Below are 14,870 nucleotides of genomic sequence, written 5' to 3' on the forward strand. Positions count from 1 at the left end.
GCCGTGCTCAGATCCAGACCGCCAGCCCGAGCACCAGGACCAGCGCCGCCCTGCCCCAGGTGCGGAGCGAGACCCGCTCCGCCGGGCCGAAGCACAGGCAGACGGACTGGTCTCCGATCATGAGCAGGTACGTCTGCGCCGCGGTGAACCCCAGGCCCAGCGCGGTGCCGAGCACCCCCACGACTGGGTCGGCGACGGGCGAGAAGGCGACCAGGGCGGCGAGCGCCTCCACGGTGACGACCGTGAAGGCGCCCGCCCGGGCGAGCCGTCCCGACAGCCCGAAGGCCGCCAGGCTGTTCCCGAACGCGGCGAAGTGCCGCACCTTGCCCAGGACGGCCAGGACCAGGACGATGCCCAGCCCGTAGCGGGCGACGACGGTGATCAACCGATCACCAGCATCGCCACCACGGGCATCGCGAGGAGGGCGAAGAGGATCTTCAACCTCGGGAGAGTGAAATAGAACGCCGTGTCCGCCGCCATCTTGTTCCGCGCCAGCGTGAAGATGACGATCATCATCGCCCGCGCCGCGGCGAAGCCCGCGCCCGCCAGGAGCGCCTCCTGCCAGGAAGCGAGGAAGATGATCGAGATCGCCATGATGTGCGGCAATCCCGTCGGCGAATACGTGCGCATTCCCGTGCCCATCTCGGCGCCGAACTGCACGGCGCCCCAGAAGGGAATCCTGGTGACGAACTGCGGCACCAGCCGCGCGTTCTGGAGCAACGGGAAGGAGAGCACATCCAGCTCGCGGAGCAGGAAGACGACCGCCGCCGCCGCGACCAGGATCTGCAGGACCACCGTGGGGAACGGAACCCGGATCACCGACCCGACGACCACCAGCACGAACGTGACGGCGCCCGCTCCCACGAACAACCCGGCGATGAAGCCGGCGATATCAGCACCCCGCCGGACCGACGAGGACAGCACCCAGGCGCTGTTCAGGCTTCAAACCGAGCCGGAGAGGGAGAAGCCGGCGACGAGGGCGGCCACCAACCAGGTGAATCCCCTCGTGTCCGCGCCCGCCAGCCGTAGGGACAGCACCAGCGCCTCGGCTGCGACGATCAACGCCAGGCCGGGCACCAGCAGGCGGACGGAAGTGGTCGTGGAGTCGCTCATGCGATCAGGTCAGATCGCCGTGCGGCAGATCGAGAAGCGGGAGACGTTGCCGCCGCCGCAGTCGTGGTACTCGTACCAGCCGTCGGAGCACTTGCGGCGGAGGCTGCTGGTGCTGCCGCCGTACCACTTCCACGCGTTGTTGCCGTCGCAGGTGCTGGCGTAGTGGGTGTACCTGAGGTTGTAGCAGGTGCCGCTGGCGCCGTCGTTGCGGTGCCAGGAGCCCGAGCAGTTGCCGGAGTACAGCGCCGTCGCCGGGGTGCAGACCTGGCTGGAGGTCGCGTAGCCGTGGCACGTCTCCCACGCGGTGTAGGCGGCGCCCTCCGCGGCGCGCGGCTTGGACCAGGGCAGGAGGTCGAGGATGCCGAGCCCGGTCGCCACCGCGGCGCCGGTCGCCATGCCGAGCAGGCGCCGCCTGCTCCAGCCCTCCCGCTTGGCGCCCACAAGCGTGGGCTGTGCCTGGACGGGCATCTCCTCGGCGCTGGGAATCTGACCGAGGATCGAGGTGCGGTCTTCAGCCTTCACAGCTGCACGTCCTTTCTCATGGGTACGGCCCGCTCGACGATCTCCGTGAGCGCCTCTCCCGACCCCACCGGAGAGGTGAAGCCCACGACGCCGTTCTCGTGCACGACCAGCAGGGCCGGGGCGTACGGCACGCTGACCGCCCGCCAGACCGCCGGATCCTTGATCACTCTGATGGACTCGGGAAGGGGCTTGTCGAACTCCGGATCGTCGGACAGCACCGTGAACGACAGGTCCTGGGGAAGGGTGACGGCCAGCTTGGCCGCGGCCATGAGGACGTCCTCGCAGACCGGGCAGCGGCGGTTGACCTTGATCACCATGGTGGTGACGCCGGGGGCGGCCAGCGCGGTCGCCTGGCTTTCCTGGCCGGTGGCCCCCAGGCGGATCCCGACGCCGTTGTAGGTGGCCAGCTCCAGTTCGCGGACCCGCCGGTAGAGACCGGCGCCTGCCGCGAACAGCAGGGCGACGAGGATGGCCAGGATGATGACCACCGCTGTCAACGGCTCCACGTCAGGCCTGCCACTCGAGGCGCTTGACCTTGCTCAGGAAGTCGGCGGCCGTCTGCGCGCTGCCCGCCGCGGTGCGGGCGGCGACGCCCGTCCTGCCCGCTGCCGCCGGAGCGTCCCAGGGGTACAGGGTCGCGATGGCGGACCTGGTGGCCAGCAGGAACGGCGTCTCCTCGCCGGTCGGAGGCGCGGGCAGCCGCCACATCTCACCGGAGGCCGCGCCGAAGCCGCGCCACTGGGGGACCCGGCTGAGCCCGGCCTGCTTGGACTCGACCATGAGCGTGCCGACGCCCGCGACCGAGGCCGCGTAGAACTGCGTGGAGACGTTGAAGCGCGAGCCGCCGTCGGCCGTCATGCCTTCCGGGGTGTCCACCCACGTCACGCGGCTGAACACCTCGACGATGTCGGACGACTCCCACTCGGGGGCGTAGAAGAGGCCGTGCGCCATGTTCCACGGGCCTACCCAGGCGGCCCACCGGGCGTCGGACGGGTCACCGCAGTCGTAGACGACGACCTCGCCGCCGTTCAGCGAGAAGCGTTCGCGCTCCTTGCCGCGGACCGAGTTGACGCCCGCCGCCAGGGATGAAACGGGTGCTAGCTCCAGCCCCCAGGTCTCGGGGGTGACCTTCCGGCCGCCGTACTTCGGCGTGTAGCGGACGTGGCCGGTCCAGGAGGAGAACGAGGCGGATTCCGCGTCGTCGACCTCGAGGGAGAGGAGGGAGTTGGAGATGGTGCGAAGGGTTGATAAATGCCCCATTGAGCCCTTGCCTTTCGTGGCGAATCCCGGGCACTAGATCATTTCAGGGGGAGCGTGACATGATCGGTAACGGCGGTCAATAGTCGAATTCAAGTGCGAGAAACTTCAACTTTTCAACGTCGGGCGATGTGAGCCGGCCGTAACACAGGCGATACGAGCATGCCCGCGAACCGGGGTGTCTCGGGTTGTGGACCTGGGGGTCGGCGGGGAATCGATACGACTAGGCTGGTTCCGCACATCTGCCGACCGTCGAGAGAGACCATGAAGACCTTCGAAGAGCTGTTCGCCGAGCTGTCCGACAAGGCGCTTACCCGGCCGGCGGGTTCCGGCACCGTGGCCGCGCTGGACGCAGGTGTCCATGCCATCGGCAAGAAGGTCGTCGAGGAGGCCGCCGAGAGCTGGATGGCCGCCGAGCACGAGTCCAGGGAACGAGCCGCCGAGGAGATCTCCCAGCTGCTCTACCACGTGCAGGTTCTCATGATCGCCAAGGGGATCGGGCTGGACGAGGTCTACAAACATCTGTAGGCGCCACCTCGCCCCCACCCGCTCGCAACCCCAAGGATCGCCGAAGATGCTGCGTCTGGCCGTACCCAACAAGGGCGTGCTCAACGAGGCCGCCCAGATCATTCTCAAGGAGGCCGGCTACCGGTCGCGCAAGGACAGCAAGGAGCTCGTCGTCTTCGACGAGGAGAACTCCTGCGAGCTGTTCTTCCTCCGCCCTCGCGACATCGCCGTGTACGTCGGTGAGGGCACGCTCGACGCCGGGATCACCGGCCGCGACATGCTCATCGACTCCGGCGCCCCGGTCGAGGAGATCCTGCCGCTCGGTTTCGGCGGCTCGACGTTCCGCCTGGCCGCCAGGGCGGGCACGATGCAGTCCGTCAAGGACCTGGAGGGCCTGCGCATCGCCACCTCCTACGCGGGCCTGCTGAGCAGATACCTGAGCGACAGCCAGGTCGACGCGCGGGTCATCAAGCTCGACGGCGCCGTGGAGACCGCCATCCACCTGGGCGTGGCCGACGCGGTCGCCGACGTCGTCGAGACGGGCACCACGCTGCGCAACGTGGGCCTGGAGGTGTTCGGCGAGCCCATCATGCGGTCCGAGGCGGTGCTGATCCGGCAGGAGGGCGCGCCGGAGAACACCGGCGTCGAGCAGCTGATCCGCCGCCTGCAGGGCGTCCTGCACGCGCGCGACTACGTGATGATGGACTACGACATCCGGGCCGAGCGCATCGAGGAGGCCATCGCGCTCACCCCGGGCATGGAGGGCCCCACGGTGTCGCCGCTGCACCGCGAGGGGTGGGTGGCGGTGCGCGCCATGGTCCCGCGCAAGGGCCACCAGCAGGTCATGGACCGCCTGTGGGACATCGGTGCGCGCGCCATCCTGGTGACGGACATCTACGCCTGCCGCCTATAGCCACGGGTTCGCCTGGGCTCGATCATCTGCACTGTGAGTGACAAGAGGATCACCAGGCGTAATGCAGTGTTCGGCGGCGCCCTCGTGGCGGGCGCCGCCTTGACCGGCGCGGGCTTCCTGGGCGGCATCGCCATGGGCCGCGCGGAACCACGCCGCGACGACCAGGCGGAGCCGGGCGGGAACAGCCTGGCCGGGCGGGGGGCTGACGCGGCGTGGGCCGCGCTCGTCGCGGGCAACCGCCGGTGGGCGTCCGGCGCCGCCAGGCACCCGCACCAGAGCCCCCAGCGCAGGCGTGAGGTGTCCGCCGCGCAGGCGCCGTTCGCCGTGGTGCTGTCCTGCGTCGACTCGCGGGTGCCGCCCGAGGTCGTGTTCGACGCGGGCGTCGGCGACCTGCTGGTGGTCCGTACGGCCGCGCACACGCTCGACCCGCTCGTCACCGCGGCCGTGGAGTACGGCCCGCAGGAGCTCAAGGCCCCGCTCGTCGTCGTCCTCGGCCACCAGCGGTGCGGCGCCGTCACCGCCGCGGCGCACGCCCTGCGCGAGCACGCCACGCTCCCCGGCGAGCTGCCCAGGATCGTGAGCGCCCTCCGGCCCGCCTACGCCAGGGCGCGTGGCGACGTCGAGGCGATGATCAGGGAGAACGTCCTCGGCGTCGTGGCGGCGCTGCGACGCGATCCGCTGATGACGCGGGTGGTCGGCGCCCGCTACGACCTCGACTCCGGTCTGGTCGAGAGGCTGGTCTGACAAATGTCACCGCGAGCACCGGATGGTCGGCACTAACCGCCACATCCCGCCGCTTCTAGCGTTGATCACATGAACGCCATCGTGTTCGACGAGGTGAGCAAGTCCTACGGGGACGTGCTCGCCGTCGACCAGCTGTCCCTCTCCATCGAGCCGGGCAAGACAGTCGCCATGCTCGGCCCCAACGGCGCGGGCAAGTCCACCTCCATCAACATGCTGCTCGGCCTGATGCGCCCCACGCACGGCACGATCACCGTCTTCGGCTCCACCCCCGACGAGGCCGTCGCCAAGGGCGAGGTGGGCGCCATGCTGCAGAGCGGCCAGCTCATCCCCGACCTGACCGTCCTGGAGCTCATCGACCTGGTCAGGCGGCTCTACCCCAACCCGCTCGACCTCGACGAGATCCTGAAGATGGCCGACCTGTCCGAGCTGGTCAAGCGCCGGGCGGACAAGCTGTCCGGCGGCCAGACGCAGCGCGTCAGGTTCGCCCTGTCGATCGCGGGCGCGCCCCGCGTCCTGGTGCTGGACGAGCCGACGGCCGCCATGGACGTGGAGTCGCGCATGCGGTTCTGGGACGCCATGCGCGCCTACGCGGCAGGCGGCAGGACCGTGCTGTTCGCCACCCACTACATGGAGGAGGCCGACGAGTACTCCGACCGCGTGCTCGTGGTCGCCAGGGGCAGGCTCGTCGCCGACGGCACGGCCGCCGAGATCAAGACGAGCGTGGGCGGCCACACCGTGCGCTTCACCCTCGGCGAGCAGCCCGCTGCGGGCCTCGACCTGCTGCCAGGCGTCACCTCGGTGGAGATCGGATCGGGCGGCGTCACCCTGCGCACCTCCGACACCGACGCGACCGTGGCCGCGCTCTACCGGGGCACCACGCTCGACATCCGCGACCTGCAGCTCAACGGCGCCGACCTCGAAGACGCCTTCCTCGCCCTCACCAAGGAGGTCTGAGCCATGCTCAACTACGTCAAGGTCGAGATCCTGCGCACGTTGCGCAACAAGCGGTTCATCATCTTCGTCATCGCCTTTCCCGTCGGCCTCTACCTGCTCAACGCCAGCATTTACGGCGAGCAGGTCATGCAGGGCGGCGGCATGCAGGCCAAGGTCTATCTGATGGTGTCGATGGCGGCTTATGGCGCGCTCGCCTCCTCGATGATGAGCTCGGCCGTGCCGTGGGCGACCGAGCGGCAGTCGGGATGGCTGCGCCAGTTGCAGATCACCCCGTTGCCCAACTGGATGATCATCATGACGAAGCTGGTCGCCGCGCTGATCCTGGTGCTGCCCGCGCTGGTGCTGGTCAGCCTGGCGGCGATGCTGATCGAGCACGTCTCGCTGTCGCCCGGGCAGTGGCTGGGCATCCTGGTGACGATGTGGATCGGCGCCATCCCGTTCATCGCGCTCGGCCTGACGATCGGCTCGCTGCTGAGTGCGGAGTCCGCCCAGCCGGTGGTCATGATCGGGATGTTCGCGCTGGCGATCCTGGGCGGCCTGTGGTTCCCCGCCGAGGTCATGGGCAGCTTCATGAAGTCCATCGCCGAGATCACCCCGTCCTACCGTTACGCGGGCATGGGCTGGGGCATCGCCTCGGGCCAGGGCCTCGGGCTCGCCGACGTGCTGATCGTGGCGGCGTGGGGCGTGGTGCTCGGACTGGCGGCGACGTTCGCCTACCGCCGGGCTACGCTGCGGGCATGAAGTTGACCGAGGCGCTGACCTTCGGCGGCACGGCGGACGGGTCGCGTGACCGCAAGAGGCGACTGCTCGGGATGTCGGTCGGGCTCATCTACCTGGCCTTCCCGGTCCTGGAGATCATCTCCGGGGAGCTGACCGGAGCCAAGGCCGTCTGGGGGGCGATCTCCCTGGCGGCCTTCGTCACCTCCTACATCGCCACGACGCTCAGCCCCCTGACGCTGACCCAGCGCGGCCGCTGGTCCTACCACCTGCTGGCCCTGACGACCGTCATGGCGATCGTGTTCGCGCTGGTCTTCGGCGACGCCTGGATGACGCTGCCCGTCTACACCACGGTCCTGTACAGCTTCATGCTGCCGCCGCGCGGCGCGTTCGCCGGAATGCTCCTCATGGGCGCGACGGTCGTGGCCTGCGGGATCGTCGACCACGTCGACCCCGGCACGATCATCATCTTCCTGCTGCAGGTCTTCACCCTCGGTGTCCTGTTCATCAGCGTGCGCAGCACCCGGCTGCTGGCGCACCGGCTGCACGAGGCGCAGGGCGAGGTGGCCAGGCTCGCGGCGGGCGACGAGCGGCTGCGCATCGCCCGCGACCTGCACGACCTGCTCGGCCACAGCCTGTCGCTGATCGTGCTGAAGAGCGAGCTCGCCGGACGGCTGGCCGAGGCCGAGGGGTCGGAGCGGGTGCGCGCCGAGGTCGCCGACATCGAGTCGGTGGCCAGGCAGGCGCTGGTGGAGGTGCGCGAGGCGGTCACCGGTTACCGCCAGCGCAACCTGTCCGACGAGCTGGACAACGCCCGCGCGGTGCTGCGCGCCGCGGGGGTGGAGCCCGTGGTGACGGTCAGCGGCACGCCGCTGCCCGACCCGATCGACGGCCTGCTGGGCTGGGCGGCCCGCGAGGGCGTCACCAACGTCGTACGGCACGCCGGTGCGACGCGCTGCCGGATCAGCGTGACGTTCGACGGATCTCGCGCCACCCTGGAGATCGTGGACAACGGCAGGAACGGCTCGCCGTACGAGATGGGCAGCGGACTGCAGGGCCTCAGCGAACGCGTGCAGGCCGCGTGCGGCACGTTCGAGGCGGGCCCGCGGCCGGGCGGGTTCGCGTTGCGGGTGCTGGTGCCCGTGGGTGTGGAGGCGCGCACGTGATCCGGGTGATGCTGGCGGAGGACCAGGGCATGGTGCGCGGCGCGCTGGCCTCGCTGCTGGGGCTGGAGCCCGACATCGAGGTCGTCGGCGAGGCGGCCACCGGGGTCGAGGCGGTCGAGGTGGCGGCCAGGGAGCGCCCCGACATCGCGCTGCTCGACATCGAGATGCCAGGACTGGACGGCATCGAGGCGGGGGCGCGGATCGGCCGCGAGGTGGCCGGGTGCCGGGTGATGATCCTGACGACGTTCGGCAGGCCCGGCTACCTGCGCAGGGCGATGGAGGCGGGGGCGGTGGCGTTCCTCGTCAAGGACAGCCCGGCCAGGGAGCTGGCGGCGGCGATCCGCCGGGTGCACGGGGGCGAGCGGGTGATCGACCCGACGCTGGCGGCCGCGGCGCTGAGCGCCGGGCCCAACCCGCTGTCGGTGCGCGAGCGCGACGTGCTCGCCGCCTCGGCGGACGGCTCGACGATCGTCGACATCGCGCTGCACCTGCACCTGTCGGAGGGCACGGTGCGCAACTACCTGTCGTCGGCCATCCAGAAGACGCACGCGCGCAACCGCATCGAGGCCGTCCAGCGCGCCCAGACACAGGGCTGGCTCTAGAAGACCCCATGGGGTTGTCCGGGGTGCATTCCGCCGGGCGTTCTAGAGGGTCGTGAGGGCTTTGATGAGCTGGTCGACCTGTTCCGGGGTGTTGACCATGCTGGTGCCGAAGCGCAGGTACTGCTCGCGGTAGGGCGTCACGCTGGCGATGATCTTGTGCTTGTCGCGCAGCGTCATCATGATGTTCCCGGCCATGGTGCCCGCCACCGAGCAGCACACCAGCCCGGCCGACAGATCCGGCGAGACCGGCGTGACCAGCCGCAGCGAGGTCATCCCCGCCAGGCCGTTCTTGAGCCTGGTCGCCAGGTCCTGGGTGCGTTGCTGGATCCGCTCCTTGCCGATCGCCTCCTGGAAGGCGAACGCGTCCGGCATCGCCCACCGGTGCTCGAACGCCTTGTACCCGCCCGGCGTGATGAGCGCCGCGCTCGGCGCGACCGTGGGACTCCCGCTGAACCACGCCTCTGACGCCTCCGCGCTGAAGCTGGCGATCACCGGGTCGAGCGGCGCCCAGCTCCTCGCCCACAGGATCCCGGTGCCGCGCGGCCCGAACAGCCACTTGTGCGTACCGCTGGACAGGAAGTCGCAGCCCAGGTCGTCCACGCCGTCGGCGATCGCGCCGAAGCCGTGCACCCCGTCGACGCACAGCAGCGCCCTGTCCTTCTCGTCGCGGTCCTTGTTCACCTCGGCGATCATGTCGGCGATCGCCCTGACCGGCAGCCGCACCCCGGTGCTGGAGTGCACCCACGTGATCGCGACGATCCGGGTGCGCGGCCGGATCCCGGCCTTGACGGCGGACACGATCCGGTCGACCGAAGCCTTGGCCGGGTCGTCGTAGAGCCTGACCTTCCGTACGGCGGCGCCGGTGCGCGCCGCCAGCATGCGCAGCGCCTCGTGGGTGGCCAGGAAGTCGTGCTCGGTGGTCAGCACGTCCTGTCCTGGCTCCAGGCGGAAACCGGTGTAGAGCAGGCTGAGACCCATCGTGGTGCTGTCGGTGAGGGCGACCTGTCCCTCTTTGCCACCCAGGAACCTGGCGGCCGCAGCGGAGATCTCGGCGTCGTCTGTGCCCCGATATCCCTCGAAGTCGGCGTCGAGCCCCTCGCGGTGCCGCGCGATGGCCTGCCGTACCGGAGCAGGGTGGGAGGCCAGCACGAAAGCGGCGAAGTTGGCGAACCCGGGAGCGAGAGCGAACTGGGCGCGTACGGACGCCCAGTCCTTGGGGTCGAAGCCCTTTGGCTGCGCGACGGGTTCGACGGCGGGCGTGCAGGCGCCCAGTGCGAGCCCGGAACCGGCCAGGAGCAGGGCCCGTCTGTTCAACGGCTGATTCACGCCCCCTTCCTATCCTGGACGTGTCGGCGTGCCCAGAGGCCGCGCGCAGTCGTTACCGTGCTGGAGTGGCGAGACCGGCGAAGTTCGACCAGGACGGCATCCTCGACGCGGCGGCGGCCGTCGCGGCGGAGAGCGGGCACGGGGCGGTGACGATCACCGCCATCGCGGCCAGGCTCGGCGCGCCCAGCGGCTCGGTCTACCACCGCTACGGCTCGCGCGACCTGCTGCTCGCCCACCTGTGGATCAGGACCGTGCGCCGTTTCCAGGAGGGCTTCCTGGCGGCGATCGCCGCCGACGACCTGCCCCAGGCCGTACGGCAGGCCGCCGCGCACACCGTGCACTGGTCGGCGGCGCACCCCGACGAGGCCAGGCTGCTGCTCACCCACCACGCCGGCGACCTGACCGAACGCTGGCCGGACGAGCTCGGCGAGGAGCTGGCGCGGCTCAACGACGCCACGAAGCGGGCCATGGCCGACCTGGCCCGGCGCAGCGGCGCGGACCTGGACCGGGTGGTGTTCGCGCTGGTCGACGTGCCCCTCGCGGCCGTCAGGCGGCACCTCACGGCGGGCACGCCCATCCCGGAAGGGGCGGCCGGGATGGCGGAGACGGCCGCCCTTGCCGTAGTTTTGGAGACATGTCGCTAAAACTGGTGGAACAGCTGTACAAGGGGTTCGAGAGCCACGACCCCCAGACGATGCTCGCCGTGCTGCACCCCGAGTTCGTGCTCAGGGTCAGCGACGGCATGCCGCTCGGCGTCGGGGGAGAGCACCACGGGCCGCAGGCGGCGATGCGCGACTGCTGGGGCGTCATCTTCGGCGCCTACGACACCGCCCCCGTCCCCGAGGACTACGTCTGGGAGGGGACGGAGCGGTGCGTGGTGCTCGGGCACTACCGCGGCACGGTCAGGGAGGCGGGCACACCTTTCGAGGCGGCCTTCGCCCACGTCCTGACCGTGCGCGACGGGCGGATCGCGACGCTGACGCAGATCACCGACACCGCCCGCTGGACGCCCTAGGGCCGCCCGCTGGTGGCGCCCACGTACTGCAGGTCCTGCGCGGCGAAGCTCTTGACGACCGCGAAGGGGCTGGTCACCGCGGCGACCGTCCTGCCCTGCCGTACGGCTGAGGCCTTGTTCGTCCCGTACGCCAGGGGGAACAGCCTGGCCGAGATCCCGGCCTGCGCCGCGTAGCTCTGCGCCGACCCGCCCACGGTCGCGTTCACCGTGGCGGCGCCGGTCAGGAACGACAGCACCTCCACGCTGTCGCGCGCCGGGCTGGAGCCGCCGCGCAACGTCATGAACTTCGTCTGGCCGCCTGAGTCCGGCCTGGCCGCCGCGAACTGCGTGCGGTGGGTCAGGTAGAGCGTGTCGCGCACGATCGCCGGGGCCTTGCCGGTCTTGAGCCTGGTCAGGTAGTAGGAGCACAGGTCCAGCCACAGGGAGCCGTTGTGCGGCGACGGCGCGACCTGGGTGCCTTCCGAGAAGTCGTTCCACGTGGTCAGCTGCACCCAGTCGGTGCCGCCGTCCAGGGCGTTCTCCCAGGTGGTGCGGAGGTTCTCGGTGTTGCGCGCCTCGTCGTAGATCCCCTGGTTGGGGCGCTCGTCCTGGGGCGCGACCGGCTGCATCCAGATCTTGCCCGCGTTGTGGGCGAGGGTGATGTTGTTCGCCACGCCCGCCTGCTGGGCCGGGCTGCGGTTGCCCCAGTTGGAGAAGCCGTAACTGACGGCGGCGTAGTTCTTGTAGTTGGCGGTGAAGTTCAGGAACACCGGCACCAGGGCGACCGGGATGCCGTGGTCGGCCTTCATCGCCTTGACGAACTCCGCCCAGTAGGCGGGCGTCCTGTTCTCCGCCTTGAACGGCGAGACGACCACGCGGCCGTCGTCGAGCCGGTGCACCGCCTTGGACGCGGCCAGCTCGGCCATCGCCTTGGCCAGGGTCGGCGCGTCGGCCGTCAGGGCGGTCATGTCGGGCATCAGCATGACCGAGAAGCCCGGGTCGACGGCCGCTGCCGCCTTGATGAGCAGCTTGTCGCGGGTCCAGTGCTGGCTGGTCAGCGACAGGATGTCGAGCGTGAAGCCGTCGATCCCGGCCGCGGCAGCCGTACGGACCTCCTTCTCCATGTCGGCCAGCTGGTAGTCGCCCGACAGCGGGTCGCGGCCGAGCGGCCGGTCGCGCAGCAGGCCGCCGTAGGCCGCGTGCTTGCCGCTCTCACCGGCCGGGTTGAGGTAGTTGCGCGCGTAGTAGTCGGCGCTGGGCGCCTTGTTGTCCAGCGACAGGGGATAGGGCGTGAAGTAGTGGGCGAAGACCTTCTTCTTCGACGCGCGCAGCGCCGGCTTCGACGGCAGGTCGAAGGGGAGCGGGCCCTTGGCCACGACCGGGCCCTCGGTGTAGCTGACGAGCAGGCGCGGGCCCAGGTCGCCCGCGGCGCGCGAGGAGTGCAGGACGGCCTGCGCCCCGGCGGAGGCGGTCAGGCCGAAGGAGTAGTCGCCGTTGCCGGTGAAGGCCTTCGACACGTCCAGCTTGACGGCCTGGCCGTTCACGAACCCGGTGTGCTGGTCGAGCGCGGCGCCGAAGGCGGGCTTGGCGTTCCAGGAGACGGTGTCCTCGGACCAGCCCTGCGTCACCGGGTGCACGGACAGGGCGGTGTCCGTGGTCCTGGCGGCGGTGACCTGCAGCGTCATCGTCACGTCCGTGGCGCCGTCCGGCACGCCGGAGACGGTGAAGGCGGTCAGCGCGCGGCGCTCGGCGTCGGCCGTCGTGCCGCAGGTCGCGGGGCAGACCGACAGCCAGGCGTAGGAGTCGAGCGTCTGGGTGGGGTTGGCCTGGCTGATGTGCAGGTCGGCGGTGAGCTTAGCGGCGCCGTCCGCCGCCAGCGCGGGTGAACCGGCGGCGAGGATCACGGCGACGAGGGGTCCTAAGCACCATTTGGTGATCATGGTGCGTGAGGATAGTGGTAATCAGCGGCGAATTGACTCCATTTCTGACACCTGTCTGATGAGGTCGGACACCCGGACGATGCCCAGGCAGCGGTTCAGCTCGTCGGTGACCACCAGGTCGTCGTAGACGCGCTCGGAGTCGCGCCCCGCGACCTGCATCGCGGCGATCGCGGGCGTCGTCTTCGGCACCGTGCGCGGCGGGTCGGCCAGGCGCTGGGCGGGTTTCTTGCCGTGCAGCGCGTGGCCGTAGCGGGCGGCGAACGACAGCAGGAACCTGCTGCGGTCCAGGCTCGCCTTCGGCCGCTGGTACTCGTCCACCAGGATCACGCTCGTGATCGACGGCTCGTGGCCGAACGCCTCGACCACCTCCTCCGCGTTCGCCGCCTCGGGCAGCGTCACGGCGGGCAGCAGCAGCTCCTGGACGCGGGGGCCGAGCGCCATGGCGTAGTCGGTCTGCTCGGGCATGGGGAGCGGCACGTGCACCCGGCCTCCGGGTCCCGGGGCGAGCAGCGGGCCCTGCGCCAGCCGTACACCCCAGGATCTGAGCGCGGCCAGCTGCTGCTCGTGCTCCACCCCCTGGGCCAGGACGTGCGCGCCCAGGCCGCGGGCCAGCGCCACCATGGACAGCGACACCGGGGCGCGCCTGGGGGTGACCAGCTCCGGGGGGAGGACCAGCAGGTACGGCGCGGCGTCGCAGACCAGGTCGAGGGGGATGCCGTCGAAGCCGCCCGGGCCGGCGAAGGCCAGGAGGTAGCCGATGGCGCGCAGGCCGTCGAGGCCCACCATCAGGGCGCGGCGGTCCTGGTCGGGGCACTGGCCGCGGACGACGAGGATGACCTCTCTGGGGCGCTTGCCGGCCCGTCTGAGGGCTTCGTGGAGCGGGGCGAGGGCGCCGGTGCCGCCTACGACGAGGTCGATGGGGAGGTCGAGGAGGAGCGGTAATGCCTCCGTGCGAGCCGCCTCGATGTTGGGCAGGCTCGTGTGCAGCGCGATGACACCCCCGGTGTCGAGATCCACCACCGGGATCGTCTGAACGGACACGGTGGAGATGATCCGGCGTATTCCACCAGAGCGTGAAGCCCTCTGGCTGGAAGTTCACCGACTCTTCCCCGACAGGACTCCCACCAGCACCAAAAGACCCCAACCGACCGCCCACAACCCCCTGAACGGCCCATCCTTTATCGCACCCCGCCCTCACGCCCTTCCGCCCTCACGGCGCCCCACCCCCTGAGCCGCGCCCGCCCCGCTCCCCATGGCACCCTCCCACCCACTGCATCCCCTCAAGGGACGGTCACCCTTCAGGGACGCGAGCCCCTCAGAGGGGAGGTCGGTCAGACGCGTTGTCCTGGGGTGGGCGATACGCTGCCCGCATGACGGCACGACCGGCCAAGGGCGGGGGACGCCGGGTGGCGGTGCCGCCCGAGCGGCTCAACAGGTGGATCGACGGCTTCGCCGCCCGCCACGGGCCGTTCGAAGCCACAGGATCCACCACCGAGGTGAGGCTCGTCGCCCGGGACGGCGCGGTGGCGACCTTCTCCGTCCCCTTCCCGCCGCTGCGGGCCGGTGGCCGGTGGGTGTCGTCGCTGGTGACGCACGCCCAGCGCAGGCGCGTCCTGGGGGTGGTGCTGGTCAGGATGGGCGGGTACGCCGCAGGCGTGTTCGACGGCGCCGACCTGGTCGCCTCCAAGGTCGGCTCCCGCCTCGTGCAGGGACGCACGGCGGCGGGCGGGTGGTCGCAGCAGCGGTTCGCGCGACGCCGCGCCAACCAGGCGGACAAGGCCTTCGAGGCGGCGGCGGACACGGTGGTCAGGGTGGTGGTGCCGCGTCTGGGTGAGCTGGAGGGCGTGGTGTTCGGCGGCGACCGCAAGGCGGTGGACGCGTTGCGCGCTGACCGGCGGCTGGCGGGGGTGTTCGACCTGGAGACCGGCCCGTTCCTGACGGTGCCCGACCCCAGGCTCGCCGTACTGCAGGCTTCACCGGAGCAGTTCCGAGCGGTCACCGTACACATCGCAGAACCCGCCGAGGCCCCCGAGCACGCCCCCGGGCTGGAGCGTGCGGCGGGACCCGAGTAGGCCACGGCCCCGAGCGCACTCCAGACCTACGCTCCCCACGAGA

General features: G+C 70.6%; 19 protein-coding genes. 10 read left to right on the forward strand and 9 right to left on the reverse strand.

What is annotated here, in order from left to right:
* Positions 1–7: 7 nt before the first annotated feature.
* The 6 genes from ACIBG8_RS00520 to ACIBG8_RS00545 are packed head-to-tail and all read right to left on the reverse strand — an operon-like array spanning position 8 to position 2,895.
* Complete coding sequence (locus ACIBG8_RS00520) at positions 8–385, reverse strand: MauE/DoxX family redox-associated membrane protein (protein ID WP_397340268.1); 378 nt, start codon at positions 383–385, stop codon at positions 8–10.
* Positions 382–924: a hypothetical protein gene (locus ACIBG8_RS00525; protein WP_397340269.1), complete on the reverse strand. Its 543-nt coding sequence runs from the start codon at positions 922–924 to the stop codon at positions 382–384. Before ACIBG8_RS00525 ends, ACIBG8_RS00520 begins: the two co-directional genes overlap by 4 nt.
* An 18-nt stretch (positions 925–942) precedes the next feature.
* Positions 943–1,113, reverse strand: a complete 171-nt coding sequence (locus ACIBG8_RS00530; protein WP_397340270.1) for a hypothetical protein — start codon at positions 1,111–1,113, stop codon at positions 943–945.
* A gap of 9 nt (positions 1,114–1,122) precedes the next feature.
* The gene (locus ACIBG8_RS00535; protein WP_397340271.1) at positions 1,123–1,635 is read right to left on the reverse strand and encodes a twin-arginine translocation signal domain-containing protein; all 513 of its coding nucleotides are present in this window, start codon (positions 1,633–1,635) and stop codon (positions 1,123–1,125) included.
* Positions 1,632–2,141: a hypothetical protein gene (locus ACIBG8_RS00540; RefSeq protein WP_397340272.1), complete on the reverse strand. Its 510-nt coding sequence runs from the start codon at positions 2,139–2,141 to the stop codon at positions 1,632–1,634. The genes ACIBG8_RS00535 and ACIBG8_RS00540 overlap by 4 nt, the downstream gene beginning before the upstream one ends.
* A gap of 1 nt (position 2,142) precedes the next feature.
* Positions 2,143–2,895, reverse strand: coding sequence for a hypothetical protein (locus ACIBG8_RS00545; protein WP_397340273.1), 753 nt, complete (start codon positions 2,893–2,895; stop codon positions 2,143–2,145).
* Positions 2,896–3,156: 261 nt separating this feature from the next.
* Here ACIBG8_RS00545 and ACIBG8_RS00550 point away from each other — a divergent pair, with 261 nt between their 5' ends.
* From ACIBG8_RS00550 to ACIBG8_RS00580, 7 genes are all read left to right on the forward strand, one after another.
* Positions 3,157–3,420 carry a phosphoribosyl-ATP diphosphatase gene (locus ACIBG8_RS00550; RefSeq protein WP_397340274.1) on the forward strand — a complete coding sequence of 88 codons (264 nt, stop codon included), beginning with the start codon at positions 3,157–3,159 and terminating at the stop codon, positions 3,418–3,420.
* A gap of 46 nt (positions 3,421–3,466) precedes the next feature.
* Entirely contained in the window at positions 3,467–4,312 is an 846-nt protein-coding gene (gene hisG / locus ACIBG8_RS00555; protein WP_397340275.1) for an ATP phosphoribosyltransferase, read from the forward strand.
* A gap of 33 nt (positions 4,313–4,345) precedes the next feature.
* The gene (locus ACIBG8_RS00560; protein WP_397340276.1) at positions 4,346–5,056 is read left to right on the forward strand and encodes a carbonic anhydrase; all 711 of its coding nucleotides are present in this window, start codon (positions 4,346–4,348) and stop codon (positions 5,054–5,056) included.
* Between the two features lie 69 nt (positions 5,057–5,125).
* Positions 5,126–6,010 carry an ABC transporter ATP-binding protein gene (locus ACIBG8_RS00565; RefSeq protein ID WP_397340277.1) on the forward strand — a complete coding sequence of 295 codons (885 nt, stop codon included), beginning with the start codon at positions 5,126–5,128 and terminating at the stop codon, positions 6,008–6,010.
* A 3-nt stretch (positions 6,011–6,013) separates the two neighbouring features.
* Entirely contained in the window at positions 6,014–6,751 is a 738-nt protein-coding gene (locus tag ACIBG8_RS00570) for an ABC transporter permease (RefSeq protein WP_397340278.1), read from the forward strand.
* Positions 6,748–7,893 (forward strand): sensor histidine kinase, encoded by a 1,146-nt coding sequence (locus ACIBG8_RS00575; protein ID WP_397340279.1) that lies wholly within the window; start codon positions 6,748–6,750, stop codon positions 7,891–7,893. Before ACIBG8_RS00570 ends, ACIBG8_RS00575 begins: the two co-directional genes overlap by 4 nt.
* Entirely contained in the window at positions 7,890–8,495 is a 606-nt protein-coding gene (locus ACIBG8_RS00580) for a response regulator transcription factor (RefSeq protein WP_397340280.1), read from the forward strand. The genes ACIBG8_RS00575 and ACIBG8_RS00580 overlap by 4 nt, the downstream gene beginning before the upstream one ends.
* A gap of 42 nt (positions 8,496–8,537) precedes the next feature.
* On the opposite strand, the gene ACIBG8_RS00585 is transcribed toward ACIBG8_RS00580, so the two are convergent.
* Positions 8,538–9,809 (reverse strand): aminotransferase class V-fold PLP-dependent enzyme, encoded by a 1,272-nt coding sequence (locus tag ACIBG8_RS00585; RefSeq protein WP_397340281.1) that lies wholly within the window; start codon positions 9,807–9,809, stop codon positions 8,538–8,540.
* 77 nt (positions 9,810–9,886) lie between these two features.
* Here ACIBG8_RS00585 and ACIBG8_RS00590 point away from each other — a divergent pair, with 77 nt between their 5' ends.
* Positions 9,887–10,465, forward strand: a complete 579-nt coding sequence (locus tag ACIBG8_RS00590; RefSeq protein ID WP_397340282.1) for a TetR/AcrR family transcriptional regulator — start codon at positions 9,887–9,889, stop codon at positions 10,463–10,465.
* Positions 10,456–10,836 (forward strand): nuclear transport factor 2 family protein, encoded by a 381-nt coding sequence (locus tag ACIBG8_RS00595; protein ID WP_397340283.1) that lies wholly within the window; start codon positions 10,456–10,458, stop codon positions 10,834–10,836. Before ACIBG8_RS00590 ends, ACIBG8_RS00595 begins: the two co-directional genes overlap by 10 nt.
* Here ACIBG8_RS00595 and ACIBG8_RS00600 read toward each other — a convergent pair.
* Together ACIBG8_RS00600 and ACIBG8_RS00605 are read right to left on the reverse strand one after the other, a co-directional pair.
* The gene (locus ACIBG8_RS00600) at positions 10,833–12,755 is read right to left on the reverse strand and encodes an endo-1,3-alpha-glucanase family glycosylhydrolase (RefSeq protein WP_397340284.1); all 1,923 of its coding nucleotides are present in this window, start codon (positions 12,753–12,755) and stop codon (positions 10,833–10,835) included. The genes ACIBG8_RS00595 and ACIBG8_RS00600 overlap by 4 nt on opposite strands.
* A 21-nt stretch (positions 12,756–12,776) precedes the next feature.
* A complete protein-coding gene (locus ACIBG8_RS00605) occupies positions 12,777–13,796 on the reverse strand; it encodes an EAL domain-containing protein (RefSeq protein ID WP_397340285.1) in 1,020 nt (339 codons plus the stop codon).
* Positions 13,797–14,125: 329 nt separating this feature from the next.
* Here ACIBG8_RS00605 and ACIBG8_RS00610 point away from each other — a divergent pair, with 329 nt between their 5' ends.
* Entirely contained in the window at positions 14,126–14,827 is a 702-nt protein-coding gene (locus ACIBG8_RS00610) for an acVLRF1 family peptidyl-tRNA hydrolase (protein ID WP_397340286.1), read from the forward strand.
* The last annotated feature ends 43 nt before the right edge of the window (positions 14,828–14,870 follow it).

Origin of the sequence: Nonomuraea sp. NPDC050556 (assembly GCF_044457355.1) — a bacterium.
In the GTDB taxonomy this organism is placed as follows: domain Bacteria; phylum Actinomycetota; class Actinomycetes; order Streptosporangiales; family Streptosporangiaceae; genus Nonomuraea.

Coding starts and splice junctions, on each gene's coding strand:
- ACIBG8_RS00595 (WP_397340283.1), top strand. CDS start 10,456: ATGTCGCTAAAACTGGTGGAACAGCTGTACAAGGGGTTCGAGAGCCAC.
- ACIBG8_RS00600 (WP_397340284.1), bottom strand. CDS start 12,755: ATGATCACCAAATGGTGCTTAGGACCCCTCGTCGCCGTGATCCTCGCC.
- ACIBG8_RS00575 (WP_397340279.1), top strand. CDS start 6,748: ATGAAGTTGACCGAGGCGCTGACCTTCGGCGGCACGGCGGACGGGTCG.
- ACIBG8_RS00570 (WP_397340278.1), top strand. CDS start 6,014: ATGCTCAACTACGTCAAGGTCGAGATCCTGCGCACGTTGCGCAACAAG.
- ACIBG8_RS00565 (WP_397340277.1), top strand. CDS start 5,126: ATGAACGCCATCGTGTTCGACGAGGTGAGCAAGTCCTACGGGGACGTG.
- hisG (WP_397340275.1), top strand. CDS start 3,467: ATGCTGCGTCTGGCCGTACCCAACAAGGGCGTGCTCAACGAGGCCGCC.
- ACIBG8_RS00545 (WP_397340273.1), bottom strand. CDS start 2,895: ATGGGGCATTTATCAACCCTTCGCACCATCTCCAACTCCCTCCTCTCC.
- ACIBG8_RS00530 (WP_397340270.1), bottom strand. CDS start 1,113: ATGAGCGACTCCACGACCACTTCCGTCCGCCTGCTGGTGCCCGGCCTG.
- ACIBG8_RS00610 (WP_397340286.1), top strand. CDS start 14,126: ATGACGGCACGACCGGCCAAGGGCGGGGGACGCCGGGTGGCGGTGCCG.
- ACIBG8_RS00550 (WP_397340274.1), top strand. CDS start 3,157: ATGAAGACCTTCGAAGAGCTGTTCGCCGAGCTGTCCGACAAGGCGCTT.